The organism is Micromonospora sp. NPDC047670 (genome assembly GCF_043204915.1).
Lineage (GTDB): Bacteria > Actinomycetota > Actinomycetes > Mycobacteriales > Micromonosporaceae > Micromonospora.
Map to the genome: position 1 here is coordinate 604993 of NZ_JBIDDA010000003.1, position 18600 is coordinate 623592.

The 18600-nt window shown below is 74.8% G+C and carries 13 protein-coding genes; 5 read left to right on the plus strand and 8 right to left on the minus strand.

Translation table 11 applies throughout. The features are described from left to right. Nucleotides 1-15 precede the first annotated feature (15 nt). Nucleotides 16-1032, minus strand: coding sequence for a carbohydrate ABC transporter permease (locus ACGF7U_RS10745; RefSeq protein ID WP_393105149.1), 1017 nt, complete (start codon nt 1030-1032; stop codon nt 16-18). A gap of 79 nt (nt 1033-1111) precedes the next feature. Next, a complete protein-coding gene (locus tag ACGF7U_RS10750) occupies nt 1112-2401 on the minus strand; it encodes an extracellular solute-binding protein (RefSeq protein ID WP_393105151.1) in 1290 nt (429 codons plus the stop codon). Nucleotides 2402-2775: 374 nt separating this feature from the next. On the opposite strand from ACGF7U_RS10750, the gene ACGF7U_RS10755 reads away from it, so the two are divergent. Beyond that, nucleotides 2776-3795 (plus strand): LacI family DNA-binding transcriptional regulator, encoded by a 1020-nt coding sequence (locus ACGF7U_RS10755; protein WP_393105153.1) that lies wholly within the window; start codon nt 2776-2778, stop codon nt 3793-3795. Nucleotides 3796-3823: 28 nt separating this feature from the next. Here the strand turns inward: ACGF7U_RS10755 and ACGF7U_RS10760 are convergent, their stop codons facing one another. Further along, complete coding sequence (locus ACGF7U_RS10760) at nt 3824-6154, minus strand: EAL domain-containing protein (protein WP_393105155.1); 2331 nt, start codon at nt 6152-6154, stop codon at nt 3824-3826. Between the two features lie 204 nt (nt 6155-6358). On the opposite strand from ACGF7U_RS10760, the gene ACGF7U_RS10765 reads away from it, so the two are divergent. Beyond that, nucleotides 6359-6736, plus strand: a complete 378-nt coding sequence (locus ACGF7U_RS10765) for a PH domain-containing protein (protein WP_393105157.1) — start codon at nt 6359-6361, stop codon at nt 6734-6736. Nucleotides 6737-6773: 37 nt separating this feature from the next. On the opposite strand, the gene ACGF7U_RS10770 is transcribed toward ACGF7U_RS10765, so the two are convergent. Next, nucleotides 6774-7700, minus strand: a complete 927-nt coding sequence (locus ACGF7U_RS10770) for a 2-hydroxyacid dehydrogenase (protein WP_393105158.1) — start codon at nt 7698-7700, stop codon at nt 6774-6776. A gap of 195 nt (nt 7701-7895) precedes the next feature. Between ACGF7U_RS10770 and ACGF7U_RS10775 the strand changes: the two genes are divergently transcribed. The 3 genes from ACGF7U_RS10775 (at nt 7896) to ACGF7U_RS10785 (ending at nt 12581) form a co-directional block, all read left to right on the plus strand. Further along, nucleotides 7896-9710: a GAF domain-containing SpoIIE family protein phosphatase gene (locus ACGF7U_RS10775; RefSeq protein ID WP_393105159.1), complete on the plus strand. Its 1815-nt coding sequence runs from the start codon at nt 7896-7898 to the stop codon at nt 9708-9710. Between the two features lie 68 nt (nt 9711-9778). Then, entirely contained in the window at nt 9779-10954 is a 1176-nt protein-coding gene (locus tag ACGF7U_RS10780; RefSeq protein WP_393105160.1) for a PQQ-dependent sugar dehydrogenase, read from the plus strand. A 58-nt stretch (nt 10955-11012) separates the two neighbouring features. Beyond that, nucleotides 11013-12581, plus strand: a complete 1569-nt coding sequence (locus ACGF7U_RS10785) for a metallophosphoesterase (RefSeq protein ID WP_393105162.1) — start codon at nt 11013-11015, stop codon at nt 12579-12581. Between the two features lie 89 nt (nt 12582-12670). On the opposite strand, the gene ACGF7U_RS10790 is transcribed toward ACGF7U_RS10785, so the two are convergent. The 4 genes from ACGF7U_RS10790 to gatC form a co-directional block, all read right to left on the minus strand. Continuing rightward, nucleotides 12671-15040, minus strand: a complete 2370-nt coding sequence (locus tag ACGF7U_RS10790) for a pyruvate dehydrogenase (RefSeq protein ID WP_393105164.1) — start codon at nt 15038-15040, stop codon at nt 12671-12673. A 148-nt stretch (nt 15041-15188) separates the two neighbouring features. Next, a complete protein-coding gene (gatB, locus tag ACGF7U_RS10795; RefSeq protein ID WP_393105166.1) occupies nt 15189-16688 on the minus strand; it encodes an Asp-tRNA(Asn)/Glu-tRNA(Gln) amidotransferase subunit GatB in 1500 nt (499 codons plus the stop codon). A 13-nt stretch (nt 16689-16701) separates the two neighbouring features. Continuing rightward, a complete protein-coding gene (gatA, locus tag ACGF7U_RS10800; RefSeq protein ID WP_393105168.1) occupies nt 16702-18183 on the minus strand; it encodes an Asp-tRNA(Asn)/Glu-tRNA(Gln) amidotransferase subunit GatA in 1482 nt (493 codons plus the stop codon). Then, nucleotides 18180-18485: an Asp-tRNA(Asn)/Glu-tRNA(Gln) amidotransferase subunit GatC gene (gatC, locus tag ACGF7U_RS10805; protein WP_091096942.1), complete on the minus strand. Its 306-nt coding sequence runs from the start codon at nt 18483-18485 to the stop codon at nt 18180-18182. The genes gatA and gatC overlap by 4 nt, the downstream gene beginning before the upstream one ends. Nucleotides 18486-18600: the final 115 nt, after the last annotated feature.

The following is an 18600-nucleotide window of genomic DNA, read 5'->3' on the forward strand; positions in this document are numbered from 1 at the left end:
GCTCACTCCTCGCGCTCACCGCTTCCCACCGCCCAGGCGGTTGGTGACCAGGGCGTTGACCGCCGCGACGATCAGGATGATCAGGAAGAGCGCCCAGGACATCGCGGCGGCGTAGCCGAGGTTCAGGTCCCGCCAGCCGACCTTGTAGATGAGCTGCGCGACGGTCTGCCACTGCCCGTCGTCGCCGCCGAGGCCCAGCGCCGGGTTGGAGTCGAAGAGCATCGGCTCGGTGAAGAGCTGCAGGCCGCCGATGGTGGAGAGCACGACGGTGAAGATGACCACCGGCCGGATCATCGGCACGGTGATCCGCCAGAGCTGGCGCCACGGCCCGGCGCCGTCGACGGCGGCGGCCTCGTAGACGTCGCGCGGGATGGACTGCATGGCGGCCAGGTAGAGCAACGCGTTGTAGCCGATCCACTTCCAGTTGACCATGGTGGCGATGGCGATCCAGGAGGACCACTTGGCGGATCGCCAGTCGATCGGCTCGGTCTCACCGATGCCGAGCAGCGACAGCGCCCAGTTGGCGATGCCGGTGTCCCGCGCGAAGACCACCGAGAAGATCAGTGTGGAGGCGGTCACCGGGGTGATGTACGGCAGCAGCACCCCGACGCGGAACCAGGTCTGGGCCCGCAGCTTCCGGTTCAGCAGCGACGCCACGATCAGCGCCAGCAGCAGCTGCGGCACGGTGGAGAGCACGAAGATGCCGAAGGTGTTCTGGAGCGCGTTGAAGAAGTCGTCGTCGGTGAACAGGCGGCGGAAGTTCTCCAGCCCGGCCCAGCCGGTCAGCGTCGGGTCGTCGAGTCGCCAGTGGCGCAGCGCGACGACGCCGTTGAAGACGATCGGGAAGAGCCCGAAGACCGCGAAGAGCAGGAAGAACGGGGCGATCAGCAGGTACGGGACGTAGCGCACGTCGAAGCGGTACAGCCGGTCGCGCCAGCCGCGCGGCTCGGGCGGGCGGCCGGCGGCACGGCCCGCCGCGCCGGCGTGCCGACCGGGCGGGGGCGCCGCGGGGGCGGCACGGGTGGTGGACATCGGGGGACCTCCAGGGACCGAAGGGGGTCGGCGGGCCGGGGCGGGGACGTGACCCCGCCCCGGCCGCTCACCGGCGCGATCAGGACTTGGCGGCCTTCTCGGCTTCCTTGACCGCCTCGGTCCACGCCTGGTCGGGCTTGCCCTTGAGGTTGCCGGTGGCCAGGCGGTTGAGCACGTTCTCCACCGCCACCCGGGTCGGGCCGTTCTTCCTGCCCAGGTACTGCGGGGTGAGGCTCTCGGCCGTCTTGGAGAAGATCTGGCCCACCGGGGCGTTGTTGAAGAACGGGTTCGTGAAGTCCCGGATCGCCGGGTCCTGGTAGAGCGCCGGCTGCGAGGGCAGGTTGCCGACCTTCTTGAAGATCTCGATCTGCTGCTCGGGCTGGACCAGCCACTCCAGGAACCGGTACGCCTCGTCGACGTTCTTGCCCTGCTTGGGGATGGTCAGGAACGAGCCGCCCCAGTTGCCGCCGCCGCCGGGGATCGCGGCCACGTCCCACTTGCCACTGGTGCCGGGGGCGGTGTTCTTGATGTGCCCCTGCATCCAGGCCGGGCAGGCGAGCACGGCGAAGTTGCCCTTGACGAAGCCGCTGTTCCACTCGGGCGAGAACGCGGCCAGGTTGGCCGAGAGGTCGGCGGTGATCATCTTGGCCGCCACGTCGAACGCGACCTTCGGGCCGCCGTCCATCTTCAGCGTGTCGCTCTCGTCGTAGAAGCCGACGGGCTGCTGGCCGAGGACGGGGTTGAAGATGTTGGTGCCGGAGTCGATGAACTTCTTCCCGCTCTTGGCGGTGTACTGCTGGCCGACCTGGACGAACCGGTCCCAGGTGGGCCAGAGCGCGGAGACCTGGTCGCGCTCGGTGGGCAGCCCGGCGGCCTTGAACAGGTCGGTGCGGTAGCACATGGCCAGGCCGCCCACGTCCGTGCCGAGGCCGATCTGCGTCTTGCCGTCCGGCGTGAGGGTCTGCTTCCACTTCCACGGCAGGTACTTCTGCTCGTACGCGCCGGCGCCCTTGTCGAGCAGGTTGACGAACTTGTCGGCCTGGCCGCGGAACTGGACGACGAAGCCCTCGTCGATGGCGGCGATGTCCGGCGCGCCGGAGCCGGCGATGAGCTTCTTCTGCAGGTCCTCGTGCTGGGCGTTGTACTCGCCGGTGTTCAGGCTGATCTTCACGTTCGGGTGGGCGGCCTCGTACTTCGCCTTGAGCTCGTCGAGCCCGAAGTCGCCCCAGAAGTTGATCTTCAGCGTGACGGGGCCGCCCGGTTCCGAGCCGCCGCCACCGCCGCTGTTGCCGCTGCACGCCGCCACCAGGACCAGGCTGACCGCGCCGACGGCGGTCGCCCGGACCCAGTGCGTCAAGGACCGTGCCATGTCATCCTCCGCGCAAGATGGGAACGCTCCTGACATCGAGGAGCGTTGACTGAACCGGATAAGTGACGCCACCGTACGGGCCGACCCCGGCAGTGTCAACGGGCAGTCAACACCGCAACCATCCGGCAACTTTCGGCCGCCATGGGAGCGTGATCATGCGTGGTGGAGCGCTTCCTGGCACACTGCGGCGCAGCTTTAAACCCGGCGCGCGGGTGCCGGGTGTCGGGCGGCTTAACCGGGAAAGCCCGCCGCTGACCGGGAACGGTCGGCCGGCGGCACGGCCGGCGGCCCCGCGTGCAGTAGCGTGGATCGCCGCCGGTCACCCCGGCGCCGAGGCAACCCGCCGGCCGGCGGGAGAGTGGAGGAATACGCCGGTGAAGCGGCCCACGATCGCTGACGTCGCCCGACGTGCCGGGGTGTCCAAGGGCGCGGTGTCCTACGCGCTGAACGGCCAGCCCGGGGTCTCCGAGGCCACCCGGCAGCGGATCCTCGCCATCGCCGCGGAGATCGGCTTCAATCCCAGCCGCGCCGCCCGCGCCCTCTCCGGTTCCACCGCCGAGGCGGTGGGCCTGGCGCTGTGCCGCCCGGCCCGCACGCTCGGCATCGAGCCGTTCTTCATGGAGCTGATCAGCGGCGTCGAGGCCGAGCTCTCCGCCCGGTCGTACGCGCTCACCCTCCAGATGGTGGCCGACCAGGAGGCGGAGATCGCGGTCTACCGCCGGTGGTGGGGCGAGCGGCGGGTCGACGGCGTCCTCGTCTGCGACCTGCGCGCGGACGACCGGCGGGTGCCGGCGCTGGAGGAGTTGGGGCTGCCCGCGGTCGTGATCGGCGGACCCGGGGGCACCGGCGGGCTGGCCAGCGTCTGGTCCGACGACGCGGCGGCCCTGGTGGAGACCGTGGAGTACCTGGTCGCCCTCGGCCACCGCCGGATCGCCCGCGTCGGCGGGCTGCCCGACCTGCTGCACACCGAGATCCGCACGGAGGCGTTCGCCGGCGTGTGCCGGCGGCTCGGGCTGGCCGACGCGGTCACCGTGCCGTCGGACTACACCGGCGAGGAGGGGGCGCGGGCCACCCGTCGGCTGCTCAGCTCCGCCGGCCGTCCCACCGCCGTCATCTACGACAACGACGTGATGGCGATAGCGGGCCTGTCGGTGGCCCAGGAGATGGGGCTCGCGGTGCCGGGCGACCTGTCCATCGTGGCGTGGGACGACTCCCCGCTGTGCCAACTGGTGCACCCGCCGCTGACCGCGCTCGGCCGGGACATCCCGGCGTACGGCGCGCACGCCGCCCGGCAGTTGCTCGCGGTGATCGGCGGCGGGCCGGCGGGCGGCATCCAGGACGAGACGGCGCACCTCACCCCGCGGGGCAGCACCGCGCCGCCCCGGGAGAGGTGAATCGGTTCAGGATGTCTGCCCGCGCCGGTCAGCGCGAGGGTGACGGGAACTCCTCGAAGTACGCCTCCACCCGTTCCGCCGTCGCCGGGCGGGCCAGCGCGAAGCCCTGCCCGTACCGGCAGCCGGCCCGCCGCGCGCCCTCGACCAGGGCCGGCGACTCCAGCTCCTCGGCGACGATGTCCAGGCCCAGCCGGTCCCCCACGTTCACCACCACGTCGATCAGCGGGCGGCGCGGGTCCGCCGGGTCCACGAGCTGGGGGCCGACCTTGAGCAGGTCTATCGGCAGGCGACGGAGCTGGGCCAGCGAGGCGTGCTCGGCCCGGAAGTCGTCCAGCGCGGTGCGGACGCCCAGCGACCGGAGCCCGGCCAGCCGGGCCACCACGGTCGACAGGTCGGCCGCCACCCTCGGCTCCGCCACCTCCACCACCAGCCGGTCCGGCGGCACCCCGTACGCCTCCAGCACGGCCGCCACGCGGGGCACGAAGTCGGGCGCGGCCAGCTCCCGGACGGTGACGTTGACCGCCATCCACAGTTGCCGGCTGCCCAGCGACCAGGCGGCGAGCTGCCGGCAGGCCCGGTCCAGCACCCAGCAGCCCAGCTCGCCCACAACGTCGAGGTCCTCGGCCACCGGCAGGAACTCGGCCGGGAGCACCGTGCCGAGCACCGGGCTGCGCCAGCGCAGCAACGCCTCCGTGCCGACCGGCTGCCGGTCGGCCAGGTCGAGCACCGGCTGGTAGACGAGGTCCAGCTCGCCCCGGGCGACCGCCCCGGGCAGCTCCCGCTCCAGGTCCAGCCGGCGGACGAGCTGCTCCTCCAGGTAGGCGTCGTACCACTCGACCCGGTCCCGGCCGAGCTGGACGGCGCGCCGCCGGGCCAGGTCCGCCTGGCGCAGCACGTCCTCCGGCGCGGCGCCGGCGACCTCCGCCAGCCCGACGCTGGCCCGCAGCCGCAGCACCCCGTCCGGCACCTGGTAGGGCTGGGTGAGGGCGGCGAGCAGCCGGGTGCCCAGCGCGTACGCCAGCACCGGGCCGGTTCCGGTGACCACGGCGAAGCCGGTGGCGGTGAGGTCGGCGAGCAGGTCCCGGGGGCCGACGACGGCGCGGGCGCGACGGTCGACCTCGGCCAGGACGCTCTCCCGGGCGGGGTCGCCCGCCCCGTCGCCGGCACCGCCGAGGCCGTGCAGGTCGACGACGAGCAGCGCGCCGCCGGGTGCCGGCGCGGTCCGCAGCGCGGCGAGTGCCCGCAGCAGCCCGGCGCGGTCCGCCGGCTCGCCGGAGCGGCCGGGATCCGGCGGGCGGTGCCGGACCGGGGGCGCCTCGGCGCAGGCCGGCGCGCCTTCGGCCGGGACGGTCGCGGGAGCGTCGACGAGGCGCGGACCGGCGTCGGCGGGGGCCGCCGGGGGTGGGTCGGCCGGCCGGAGCAGGTCGCGGAGCACGAGCGGCGGCGCCACCGCGAGCGCGAGCAGCACGGCGGTGAGGTCCGGCGGCCCGCCGGAACGGAGCTGCCAGCCGGTGGCCGTCACGGCCGCGAGGGCCGGGATCACCGCCCGGGGCCACACCAGGGTCGGCAGGCCGGGCGGGTCGGGCTCCGGCCGGGCCGCCAGCCGCGCCCCCGCCGCGGTCAGCAGCACGCCGCCCACCAGCGGAGGTACGGCCAGCAGCCCCGCGCGGTCCGGCGGCGTCCCGACGGGAAGCGCGGCCAGCCCCACCAGCCCGAGGAGGGTGAGCGCGGCGCCGGCCCGGCACCGGGCGGCGCCGGACCGCCGGTGCGGCCCGGTCAGCGCGGTGAGCACCCCGACCGCGAGCCCGCCGAGGGCCACCGCCGCCGCGAGCCGGGCCGGCGGGTCGAGGCGGTCGCGGGGCAGCAGCAGCCAACCGGTGAGGACCAGCCCGACGCCGGCGGCGGTCGCGTCGAGGGCACGACGCAGCCGGACCCGGGCGGCGGGGCGCGGCGCCCGCGCCCACGGGGGCAGGCCGGCGGCGAAGAGCGGGGCGGCGACGAGCAGCCCCGCCACCGCGACGACGGGCCGGCGGGTCGGGCCGGCGAGCGGCAGGACGGCGGCGGCCAGTCCCGCCACCACCACGGCGGCGTCGAGCAGCACGGCGACGCGACGGGGCGGCGCCGCGCGCCGGCGGGCCGCCCGGGAACGGGTGGGCGCCGGCACGGGCGGCGGGCCGGCGGCCAGCCGGGACAGGCGCGTGCCGGCCAGCGCGGAGCCGGCGGCGCCCGCCAGCGCCACCACGGCCGGGGTCGGCGCCCGACCGGCCGCGCCGGCGAGCAGGAGCAGCGCGACGGCGGCGAGGACGACGACCTCCGGCACGGCGGGACGGCGGGCGCGGGACGGGTACGCGAGGGGCACGGCGGTCGCCTTCGTGAGGGGGCACGGGCGGTGCGGCGGTGCGGGGCGCCGGACATGGTGGGTCCGCTGCCCATCTCCGGCAAACGAGCGCGCACGACGGCGGTGACGCCGAGTCGACAGTGACGCTCGTCACCGTCGGCGGCGGGGGCCGTGCCGGCCCCGCCCGGCGCGTACCGGGGCCGGCGGGAGTGGGATCATCGGGGGGTGAGCAGCTCCGACACCGTCCGTTTCCGGCACAACCAGGCGATCCTGGCCGCCGCGATCATCGCCTTCATCGGCGCCCTGCCGCTGGCCGGCGCCCGGTGGTACCTGCTGCCGGTGCTGCTCGTCCCGCTCGGCGTCGGGGTCTGGGCGTGGCGGGCCGGGACCGACGCGGACGCCCGCGAGCTGCGCCTGCGGGCGCTCGTCGGACAGCGCCGGATCAGCTGGGACCGCGTCGTCGAGCTGGCCGCCGACCCGCGCGGCCGGGCGGTCGCCCGGCTCGACGACGGCCAGGCGGTGCCGCTGCCGGCCGTGCGCGGCACCGACCTGCCCCGCCTGGTCGAAGCCACCGGCCAGACCCTGCCCGACGCGGCCGGCTGACCCGCCGGGCCGCGCTCACTGACCCGCCGGGCCGCGCTCAGTAGCCGTCCACCACCGCGTTGATCAGCGGCTCGCCGGCCACGAACCGCCGCACCTGGTCCCCGACCAGCCGGTACGCCCGGGGCAGCAGGCCGCGCACCGAACCCGCCACGTGCGGGGTGAGCAGCACGTTCGGCATCGTCCAGAGCGGGTGGCCGGCGGGCAGCGGCTCCGGGTCGGTGACGTCCAACGCGGCCGAGATCCGGCCGGTCCGCAGCTCGGCTACCAGCGCCTCCGTCCGGGCGACCGGCCCGCGCGCGGCGTTCACCAGCAGCGCGCCGTCCCGCATCGCGGCGAGGAACCTCTCGTCGACCAGCCCGCGGGTCTGCTCGGTCAACGGCACCAGCAGCACCACCACGTCGGCCTCGGGCAGCAGCCCCGGCAGCTCCCCGACGCCGTGCACCCCCTGCGCCGGGCGGGCGGTCCGGGCCACCAGGGTGAAGCTCACCCCGAACGGCGCGAGCCGGTCCCGTACCGCCGTCCCGATCGAGCCCGCCCCGACGATCAGCACCCGCTTGCCGGCCAGTTCGTCGGTCGGGGCGACCTCGTCGTACGCCCACTCGCGCCGGGCCTGGGCGCGGGCGAGGGCCGGGAAGGCCCGCAGCTGGGACAGGATCGCCGCGACCACCCACTCGGCGGTGGACGGGTCGTGCACGCCCCGGGCGTCGCAGAGCGTCACCCCCTCCGGGACCCGGCCGGTCCACGCGTCCGCCCCGGCGGAGAGGAGCTGCACCACCGCCAGGTCGGGCAGCTCACGCAGCAGCGCGGGGGCGTCGCCGCCGGCCAGGAAGGGCGGCACCCAGAACCGGACGCCGGCCACCTCGGAGGGGAGCCGGGTGGGGTCCTCGGCCACCTCGACCGTGACCTCCGGGGGCAACTCCCCGAGGAGCGTCCGGCCGGCCTCGTGCGGGATCCATACCTTCACGCCCGCCGACGATAGGCCCACCGTGGCCTGGTCGGCCGGGCGGGGCGGGCCCCGGCACCCGAACGAGCGGCCGCCCGCCGGCCAGCGCAGCGTGACCGGGATGACTGCCCGCGGACCGGGTCGGTGCCGGCCCGGACGGGGTATAAGGGGGACCGGAGCGCCGGTCGGCCTCCGACCGGCACAGACAGGTGGTCGATGACCGACGGTTCCCGCGACGACGCCCCGGGGCGCGCCGCCCCGATCCCGGTGCTGCGCGACCCCGACCGGCTGCGCTCCCTCGCCGAGACCGGGCTGGCAGCCGCCCCCGACGAGGCGTTCGACCGGTTCGCCCGGCTGGTCGGGGATCTGCTCGACGTGCCGGTCGCGCTGGTCTCCCTCGTCGACGCCGACCGCCAGTTCTTCCCCGGCGAGGTGGGCCTGTCCCCGCCGTGGGCAGCCCGGCGGGAGACCCCGTTGAGCCATTCGTTCTGCCAGCACGTCATCGACCTCGGGACGCCGATGGTGCTGCCGGACGCCCGGCTCCACCCCACCCTCCGGGACAACCTCGCCGTGCCCGACCTCGGCGTGGTGGCGTACGCCGGGATGCCGCTGACCGACCTGGAGGGCCGGGTCCTCGGGTCGCTCTGCGCGATCGACGACAAGCCGCGCGACTGGACCGCCGAGCAGTTGCGGACGCTCGCCGACCTGGCCGCCGCCTGCTCGTCGGAGCTGCGACTGCGGATCGCCCTCGACGGCGCCGAGGAGGCGCGCCGGCGCGCCGAGGAGGCCAACGGCCGGCTGGAGCTGCTCGCCGGGCTGGCCGGGACGCTGGCGGGGACCCTCGACGTGACCACCGTGCTGCGGCACGTCCGCGACACCACGGTGCCGCTGCTGGCCGACTGGTCCCTGGTCACCCTGGTCGGGCCCGACGGATCGCCCCGGGACGTGACCGCCGCGCACCACGACCCGGCCCGGGCCACGGACGTCGCCCGCTTCGCCGAGCTGATGCGGACCGGGCTCAGCCCCGACTCGATCACCCGGGCGGTGCTGCGCACCGGCCGGCCCGTGCTGGGCAGCGCGGGCACGCTCGCCGACGTGCGGCGGGGCACGGTCGGGCCGGAGATGCCGGAGATCGCCGCCCGGCTGGGCTTCTCGTCGCACCTCAGCGTGCCGATCACCGGCGCCGGGCGGGTCCTCGGCTGCATCACCCTGATCAACGGCCCGGCGCGGCGGCACTTCGACGACAGCGACCTGCTCATCGCCGAGGACGTCGGCCGCCGGGTCGGGCAGGCGATCGGCAACAGCCGCAGGTACGGCCAGCAGCGGCACGTCGCGCACGTGTTGCAGCACAGCATGCTCCCGCGGCTGCCCGCCACCGACGACCTGGAGCTGGCCGCCCGCTACCAGCCGGCGGCGGACCGGGTGGAGGTCGGCGGCGACTGGTACGACGCCTTCCGCCAGCCGGGCGGGGACCTGATCGCGGCGATCGGCGACGTGGCCGGCCACGACATCGAGGCCGCCGCGACCATGGGGCAGCTGCGCAACCTCGTGCGGGGCAACGCGTACGGCCGCCCCGACGCGGTCGGCGAGCTGATGAGCCGCCTGGACGAGACGATCCGGGGGTTGCGCATCCCCGCCGCGGCCACCGCCGCCCTGGTACGGCTGCGCGCCGACGACGCCGGCGGCCAGCGGGTCACCTGGTGCAACGCGGGTCACCCCGCGCCGCTCGTGGTGCGGGCCGGGGGCGCGGTGCAGGTGCTCGGCGGCACGCCGGAGCCGCTGCTCGGGCTGAGCCGGCCGGTGCGCCGCACCAGTCGGCACGCCCACCTGGCCGCGGGCGACACCCTGCTGCTCTACACCGACGGCCTCGTCGAGCGGCGGGACCGGAGCATCGACGAGGGGATGGCGGAGCTGGCCGAACGGCTGGGCGGCACGGACCGGCTGCCGCTGGGCGAGCTGTGCGACATGCTGCTGACCGCCGCGCGCCACCGCGAGGACGACGTCGCGCTGCTCGCCGTCCGGGCCCGCTGACCCCGCCACGGCGACCGGTCCGATCCGTCGGCCCCGCTACGACGCCTCGGCGGGCTACCCTGGGCCGGGTGAGCGCCCGTCCCCCGTACCCTCGCACCCGTCGCCTCCGGGCGGCCCTGGCGGCGTCGTGCGCGGCGCTGCTGCTCGCGACCGCCGGTTGCAGCTTCGGCGAGCCCGAGCCGGACCCGGCGGGTGAGCCGCCCACCTTCCCCACCCCCTCCACGACGGCGAGCGCCGGCGCCGCCGGCCAGGAAGTGGTCACCACCGTGCTGGCCAAGGGCCTGCGGGTGCCGTGGGGCATCGCCTTCCTGCCCGACGGCGCGGCGCTGGTCACGGAGCGGGACAGCGGCCGGATCCTGCGCGTCGGCCCCGAGTCGGGGCCCGACGGGCTGAAGGTCACCCCGGTGCAGACCGTCCCCGACGTGGCGGCGGCCGGCGAGGGCGGGCTGCTGGGCATCGCCGTCTCGCCCGACTACCAGCGCGACAAGTCGGTCTTCGTCTACTACACCACCGCGCGCGACAACCGGATCGCCCGGCTGGAGTTGGGCGGCACGCCCACCCCGATCCTCACCGGCATCCCCAAGGCGGGCATCCACAACGGCGGCGGCCTCGCCTTCGGCCCGGACGGCCTGCTCTACGCGAGCACCGGGGACGCCGGCGACCGGCCGCAGGCGCAGGACGTCAGGCGACTCGGCGGAAAGATCCTGCGGATCACCAGGGACGGCAAGCCGGCGCCCGGCAACCCGTTCCCGAACTCCCCGGTGTGGTCCCTGGGGCACCGCAACGTCCAGGGCCTCGCCTGGGACGCCGGCAAGCGGATGTACGCCGTCGAGTTCGGCCAGAACACCTGGGACGAGATCAACCAGGTCACCAAGGGGCGCAACTACGGGTGGCCGCAGGTCGAGGGGCGCGACGACGACAAGCGCTACGTCAACCCGATCACCCAGTGGCCGACGTCGGACGCCTCCTGCTCCGGGCTGACCGCCACGGACCGGCTGCTGGTCACCGCCTGCCTGCGCGGCAAGCGGCTGTGGCTGGTCGAGCTGACCGACACCGGCACGGTGCTCGGGCAGCCGCGTGAGCTGCTGACCGGCCGGTTCGGGCGGCTGCGCGCCGTGGCCACCGGCCCCGACGGCTCGATCTGGGTGAGCACCTCCAACCACGACGGGCGGGGCGACCCGGCGCCCGAGGACGACCGGCTGCTGCGTCTGGTCTTCGCCGGCGGCGGGGCCGGCCGGAGCTGACGCGGCCGGTCCGCCCAGGTTTCCCAAGATCCCTCACTGGGCAGGTCAGAATCTCAGCATGGACGGGCAGGAGAACGAGCAGCACGGTCGCCGGGGCGAGGACGCCCCGGCGGCCGGTCGTGCCCCGCGCCTGCGCCGGGGCGGCACCGACCGGGGCGGCCGGCGCGTGCTCCGCGCGACCGGGCTGACGCTGGCGGTCCTGGTCGTCACCCTGGTCGGCGTGGTGCTCGGCGTGCTCGCCGGCGGCCGGGTGAGCACCGACATCGGCCCGTTCCAGGCCGACCTCACGGTGGCGCCGGCGGTCAGTGGCAGCACCACCGTCGACGTCCCGCCGCTGGGCGCGCTGCTGCTCGACAGCCACGACGGCCCGACCCACCTGACGGTCGAGCTGGGCGCGCTGGACCAGAGCCGCACCGAGGCGCTGATCGACGACCCGGCCAGCATCAACCGGGCCAGCCAGTCGGCCGTCGAGGACGTCCGCGAGGGTGTGCTGCGGCTCGGCCTGCGGACGCTCGCGTCGGCCGTGCTGGTCACCCTGCTGCTGGCCCTGCTGGTCTTCCGCGACGCCCGCCGGGCGGCCTGGGCCGGCGGGCTGGCGCTGGTGATCACCGCCGGCAGCCTCGGCACCGCCGCGGCGACCGTGCGGCCGCAGGCCATCGAGGAGCCACGCTACGAGGGGCTGTTGGTCAACGCCCCCGCGATCGTCGGCGACGCCCGGCGGATCGCCAACGACTACACCCGCTACGCGGAGCAGCTCCAGCGCATCGTCGGCAACGTCAGCCAGCTCTACACCACCGTGTCGTCGCTGCCCGTCTACGAGCCGGCCCCCGGCACGACCCGGGTGCTGCACGTCTCCGACATGCACCTGAACCCGACCGGCTGGCAGCTCATCCGCACCATCGTGGAGCAGTTCGGCATCGACGTGGTGATCGACACCGGGGACATCACGGACTGGGGCAGCGAGCCGGAGGCCTCCTACGTCGGCTCGATCGGCCTGCTCAAGAAGCCGTACGTCTACATCCGGGGCAACCACGACTCCGGCCGCACCGCGGCGGCCGTGGCCCGCCAGCCCAACGCGATCGTGCTCAACAACACCACCACCACGGTCGCCGGGCTGACCATCGCCGGCATCGGCGACCCGCGCTTCACCCCCGACAAGAACACCTCGCCGGCGGGCAGCGGCCTCACCAAGCAGGTCGCCGACCAGGTGATCGGCGTCGGCGACCAGCTCGCCGCCACGGTGCGCAGCTCGCCGCGGCCGGTGAACATCGCGCTGGTGCACGACCCGGCCTCCGCCGGCCCCCTGTCGGGCACCTGCCCGCTGGTCCTCGCCGGGCACACCCACAACCGGCAGGTGTCGAAGCTGCCGGAGGCACCCGGCCAGACGCCGACCCAGCTCATGGTCCAGGGGTCCACCGGCGGCGCCGGGCTGCGCGGGCTGGAGGGCGAGAAGCCCACCCCGCTGTCGATGAGCGTGCTCTACTTCGACGAGAACAAGCTGCTCCAGGCGTACGACGACATCACCGTGGGCGGCACCGGGCAGGCGCAGGTCAACCTGGAGCGGCACGTCGTGGAGAACCCGAAGGCGGGCGTCCCGGCCCCCGTCACTCCCACCCCGACCCGCTGACCCGCAGGGCACCACCGCGCCGGACGACGGCCGGGCGACCGCCAGGCACCGCCGGACGGCGCTCCGCCGACGGCCGATGCCGGGACGGCTCAGCGCAGGGACAGGGCGGCCAGGGCGGCGTTGACGATGCTGCCGGGCAGCAGGTCGTGCAGCTCGTACAGCTCGTGGACGCTGCCGGACTGGCCGAACTCGTCCACCCCCAGCGGCACCGCCGGGGCGCCGACCGCCGAGCCGAGCCACGCCATCGCGTGCGAGGCGGCGTCGTGCACGGTCACCACCGGCACCCGGTCGGCGAACGCCGAGCGCAGCGCGCCCGGCACGCTCGGCACGGTCGCCGTACGGACGCCCTGCCGCAGGGTGCGCTGCCAGGCGCGGTAGAGCCGGTCCAGGCTCGTCACGTCCACCACGTGGGCGGCGATGCCCTCCTCGGCGAGTTCCGCCGCCGCGGCGAGCACCTCCGGCAGCACCGCGCCCGAGGCGGCGAGCTGCACCACCGGCGCGTCGGCCAGGTGCGGGTGCGCCTGGTGGGCGTCGACCAACCGGTACGCCCCGGCGACCGCCTGCCGGCGCAGCACCGCGTCGCCGAGCCGGGCCCGGGCCGCCTCGAAGGGCGCCTGGTCGATCGGGCGCGTGCTGAGCCGGAAGTAGTACGCCCCGTCCTCGGCCGGCGCCGCCGTCGCCGACGGGGTGGACCCGCCCGCGATCTGGCCCAGCGCGTCGCAGAGCAGCCAGTCCAGGGAGGCCGCGTACGCCGGTTCGAGGAACGTCACCCCGGGCAGTTCCAGGCCGACCGAGGCGGTGATGGTGGACTGGTGGGCCCCGCCCTCCGGGGCGAGCGTGATGCCCGACGGGGTGCCGGCGACCACGAACCGGGAGCCGGAGTAGGTGCCGTAGAGGAACGCGTCCAGCCCGCGCAGCACGAACGGGTCGTAGACCGTGCCGACCGGCAGCAGCGGCTGGGCCGACAGGTCCCAGGCCAGGCCGAGCTGGCCGAGCAGCAGGAACAGGTTCATCTCCGAGATGCCCAGCTCGATGTGCTGCCCGGCGGGGCTCTCCGTCCAGCGCAGCATCCGGTCCTCGGTCCAGGACCGCTGCTCGGTGGGCGCGAAGACGCCGGTCTTGTTGATGAAGCCGGCGAGGTTGGTGGAGGTGGCCACGTCCGGTGCGGTGGTCACCAGGTAGCGCCCGACCTCCGGGTTACGGGCCAACTCGACCAGCACCCGGCCGAAGACCTCCTGGGTCGAGATCGGCTTGTTGGCGCGTACCCGCGTGCTCTCCGGGACGGCGACCCCGAGCGCCCGCTCGCGGGGCGCGCGGGACAGCGCCTCCCGGCGCTCGCCGGCCCGGATGCCGGCCTCCGACGCCGGGTCGAGGCGGTCCCACTCGGTCTCCGGCGTCAGCCCGTGCGCGGCGCGCAGCGCCTCCACCTGCTCCGTGGTGAGCAGCGCCGAGTGGTTGCGGGGGTTGCCGGCGATCGGGAGCCCCCACCCCTTCACGGTGTACGCGAACACGACGCTGGGCCGGTCGGTGACCGCGTCGCACTGGGCGTACGCGTCGAGCATGGCCGCCATGTCGTGCCCGCCCAGGTCGGTGACCAGCGGCCCCAGCTCGTCGTCGCCGATGTCGGCGATGAACGCCTCGATCCCGTCGGGCGCGCCGTCGAGGAACTGCTTGCGCAGCGCCGCCCCGGTGAGCCCGAACAGCGACTGGTACTGCTCGTTGGGCATCGCGTCGATCCAGTCGCGCAGCCGCTCCCCGCCTGGCCGGGCGTACGCCTCGGCGAGCCTGCGGCCGTACTTGACCTCGACCACGTGCCAGCCGGCGGCCTCGAACTGGCCCCGCCACTGGTTGATCCGCACCCCCGGCACCACCCGGTCGAGCGACTGCCGGTTGAAGTCGACCAGCCACATCACGTTGCCCAGGCCCGTGGTGGCCGGGTCGGCGACCGCCTCCCAGATGTTCCCCTCGTCCAACTCGGCGTCGCCGATCAGCGCGACGAACCGGGAGTGCGGGCGGGCGCCGAAGTGCGCGTCGACGTAGCGCCGGGTCGCGGCGGCGAACAGCGGCGCCGCCGCGCCGAGCCCGACGGAGCCGGTGGAGAAGTCCACCTCGTCCGGGTCCTTGGTGCGCGACGGGTACGACTGGAGCCCGCCCCGGGCCCGCAGCCGGGTCAGGTAGGAGCGGTCGAGGTTGCCCAGCAGGTACTGGATGGCGTGGAAGACCGGCGAGGCGTGCGGCTTCACCGCCACCCGGTCCTCGGCGTCCAGGTGCGCGAACCACAACGCCGTCATCGCCGTGACCAGCGAGGCGCTGGAGGCCTGGTGCCCGCCGACCTTCACCCCGTCGCCGGTGTCGCGGTCGTGGTTGGCCGCGTCCACGATCCGGGTGGCGAGCCAGAGCACCCGCCGCTGGATCTCGTCGAGGACCTCGAGGTCGGTGCGGGACGGCTGCTCGTTCACGGTGGCTCCATCCAGGCGTCGCCGTTGACGCCTCGCGAGGGGTGGGGGGTGGCGCTGTGCCGGCCCGCGTGGATCGACCACGAGGTCGGCGGCAGTCGGAGATCGAGGACTGCCGCCGACCTCGTGATCACACCGGCCGGCGGGGGGGTCAGCCCTGGGCGCCGAGGCGCTCCAGGATCAGCTCGCGGACGGTCTTCGCGTCGGCCTGGCCGCGCGTGGTCTTCATGACCGCGCCGACCAGCGCGCCGGCCGCGGCGACCTTGCCGCTGCGCACCTTCTCGGCGATGCCCGGGTTGGCGGCGATCGCCTCGTCGACGGCGGCGGTGAGCGCGCCGGTGTCGGAGACGACCTCCAGGCCCCGGTTGGTCATGATCTCGGTCGGCGAGCCCTCGCCGGCCACCACACCCTCCAGGACGGTGCGGGCCAGCTTGTCGTTGAGCTTGCCGGCGTCGACCAGGCCCTGCAGCTCGGCGACCTGCGCCGGGGTGGCCCCGACGTCGGCCAGTTCCACGCCGGTCTCGTTGGCCCGCCGGGACAGCTCGCCCAGCCACCACTTGCGGGCGGCGGCCGGGGAGGCGCCGGCGGCCACGGTCCGCTCGATCAGCTCGACCGCGCCGGCGTTGAGCACCGACTGCATGTCCGCCTCCGACAGGCCCCACTGCTCCTGGAGGCGGCGCCGGTGCAGCCGGGGCAGCTCGGGCAGGGCGGCCTTCAGCTCGGCGACCCAGGCGGTGTCCGGCGCGAGCGGCACCAGGTCCGGCTCCGGGAAGTACCGGTAGTCGGTCGCGGTCTCCTTGGACCGGCCCGGCGTGGTGTCGCCGGTGTCCTCGTGGAAGTGCCGGGTCTCCTGCGTGATCCGGCCGCCCGCGTCGAGCACGGACGCCTGCCGGATGATCTCCGACCGGACCGCCCGCTCGACCGAGCGCAACGAGTTGACGTTCTTGGTCTCGGTGCGGGTGCCCCACTCCTGGCCGGGCAGGTTGAGGGAGGTGTTGACGTCGCAGCGCAGCGACCCCTCCTCCATCCGCACGTCGGAGACGCCCAGGGAGCGGATCACGTCGCGCAGCTCGGTGACGTACGCGCGGGCCACCTCCGGCGCGAGCGCGCCGGTGCCGGCGACCGGCTTGGTGACGATCTCCACCAGCGGGATGCCGGCCCGGTTGTAGTCGACCAGCGACTCGGTCGCGCCGTGGATGCGGCCGGTGGCGCCGCCGACGTGCAGCGTCTTGCCGGTGTCCTCCTCCAGGTGCACCCGCTCGATGCCGATCCGCACCAGCTCCCCGTTCACCTCGACGTCCAGGTAGCCGTCGACGCAGAGCGGCTCGTCGTACTGGCTGATCTGGAAGTTCTTCGGCATGTCCGGGTAGAAGTAGTTCTTCCGGGCGAACCGGCACCACTCGGCGATCGAGCAGTTCAGCGCCAGACCGATCCGGATGGTCGCCTCGATGGCCGCCTTGTTGGCCACCGGCAGCGAGCCGGGCAGGCCCAGGCAGACCGGGCAGACCCGGGTGTTCGGCGCGCCGCCGAAGTCCGTCGGGCAGCCGCAGAACATCTTGGTGTTCGTGCCCAGCTCGACGTGGGTCTCCAGGCCGATCACCGGTTCGTAGCGCGCGACGACCTCGTCGTACGCGGGCAGTGTCGTCGTCATCTGAGCTCCTGCCTCACAGTGCCGGTGGGGTGAACGTGCCGACGGCGCTCTCCAGCGCGGCGGCGACCCGGTACATCCGGTCGTCGGCCATCGTCGGGGCCATGACCTGCAGACCGACCGGCAGCCCGTCCGAGAGCCCGCACGGCACCGAGATGCCGGGGCCGCCGTACAGGTTGGTCGGGATGGTGAACAGATCGGCCAGGTACATCTGGTACGGGTCGGCGGTGCGCGCCCCGATCGGGAACGCCACGAACGGGGTGGTCGGCGAGATCAGCGCGTCGACCCGCTCGAACGCGGCGGCGAAGTCGCGGCTGATCAGCGTGCGCACCTTCTGCGCCTGCCCGTAGTAGGCGTCGTAGTAGCCCGACGAGAGCGCGTACGTGCCGATCATGATGCGCCGCTTGACCTCGGGGCCGAAGCCGGCCTCCCGGGTCAGCGACATGACCTCCTCCAGCGACCGGTTGCCGTCGTCGCCGACCCGCAGGCCGAACCGGACGCCGTCGAACCGGGCCAGGTTGGAGGAGCACTCGCTCGGGGCGATCAGGTAGTACGCGGGCAGCGCGTACTTGAAGTTCGGGCAGGACACCTCGACGATCTCGGCGCCCAGCTTGGTCAGCGTGTCGACCGACTCCCGGAACGCGGCCAGCACGCCCGGCTCGGCCCCCTCGCCGGTGAACTCGCTGACGATGCCGAGCCGCACGCCGGTCAGGTCACCGGTCGCGCCCCGCCTCGCGGCGGCCACCACGTCCGGCACCGGCTGCGGGATCGAGGTGGAGTCGCGCGGGTCGTGCCCGCCGATCACCTCGTGCAGCAGCGCGGCGTCCAGCACCGTGCGGGCGCACGGGCCGGGGGTGTCCAGCGAGGAGGAGAACGCCACCAGGCCGTAGCGGGAGGTGCCGCCGTAGGTGGGCTTCGCGCCGACCGTGCCGGTGACCGCGCCCGGCTGGCGGATCGAGCCGCCGGTGTCGGAGCCGATCGCCAGCGGCGCCTCGTACGCGGCCAGCGCCGCGGCGCTGCCCCCGCCCGAGCCGCCCGGGATGCGGCTCAGGTCCCACGGGTTGTGCGTCGGCCCGTACGCCGAGTACTCCGTGGAGGAGCCCATCGCGAACTCGTCCATGTTGGTCTTGCCGAGCATCACCGTGCCGGCCTCGCGCAGCCGCCGCACGATCGTCGAGTCGTACGGCGGGCGCCAGCCCTGAAGGATCTTCGACCCGACGGTCGTCGGCACGCCCTTGGTGGTCAGCACGTCCTTCACCGCGACCGGCACGCCGGCCAGCGGGCCCAGCTCCTCGCCGGCGGCGCGGCGGGCGTCCACCTCGCGGGCGGCCGCGAGCGCGCCCTCGCCGTCGACGTGCAGGAACGCGTTCACCCGGTCGTCGACCGCGGCGATCCGGTCCAGGTGCGCCTGGGTGACCTCGACGGCGGAGGTCTCGCCGGCGGCGACGAGCCCCGCGATCTCCGTCGCGGTCAGTCTGGTCAGGTCGGTCTGGGTCATGACGCCACATCCTCATCCAGGATCCGCGGTACGCGGAACCGCTGCTCCTCGGCGTCGGGCGCGCCCGACAGCGCCTCCTCCGGGGTCAGGCCGGGCACCACGACGTCGTCGCGCAGGACGTTGGTCAGCGGCACCGAGTGCGAGGTCGGCGGGATGTCCGCCGCGGCGACCTCGCCGACCTGCGCGACCGCCTGGAGGATCACGTCGAGCTGGCCGGCGAAGGTGTCCAGCTCCTCCTCCGTGACGGCGAGCCGCGACAGTCGCGCCAGGTGCGCGACCTCCTCGCGGGAGATGGCGGCCATCGGTGCCCCCTTCGTGACGGTGCTGCTGGTCGGGCCGGGTGCCGCCCGCGCGGGCGGTTATGCGTGACGCGCGGTGACCGGAGCGAGTCTATTGTTCCGTCCCGGCGGCGCGTCC

Excerpts from the sequence above, each read along its gene's own strand:
- ACGF7U_RS10745 (WP_393105149.1), bottom strand. The coding sequence starts at position 1,032 with ATGTCCACCACCCGTGCCGCCCCCGCGGCGCCCCCGCCCGGTCGGCAC.
- ACGF7U_RS10750 (WP_393105151.1), bottom strand. The coding sequence starts at position 2,401 with ATGGCACGGTCCTTGACGCACTGGGTCCGGGCGACCGCCGTCGGCGCG.
- ACGF7U_RS10775 (WP_393105159.1), top strand. The coding sequence starts at position 7,896 with ATGACCGACGGTTCCCGCGACGACGCCCCGGGGCGCGCCGCCCCGATC.
- ACGF7U_RS10785 (WP_393105162.1), top strand. The coding sequence starts at position 11,013 with ATGGACGGGCAGGAGAACGAGCAGCACGGTCGCCGGGGCGAGGACGCC.
- gatB (WP_393105166.1), bottom strand. The coding sequence starts at position 16,688 with ATGACGACGACACTGCCCGCGTACGACGAGGTCGTCGCGCGCTACGAA.
- gatA (WP_393105168.1), bottom strand. The coding sequence starts at position 18,183 with ATGACCCAGACCGACCTGACCAGACTGACCGCGACGGAGATCGCGGGG.
- gatC (WP_091096942.1), bottom strand. The coding sequence starts at position 18,485 with ATGGCCGCCATCTCCCGCGAGGAGGTCGCGCACCTGGCGCGACTGTCG.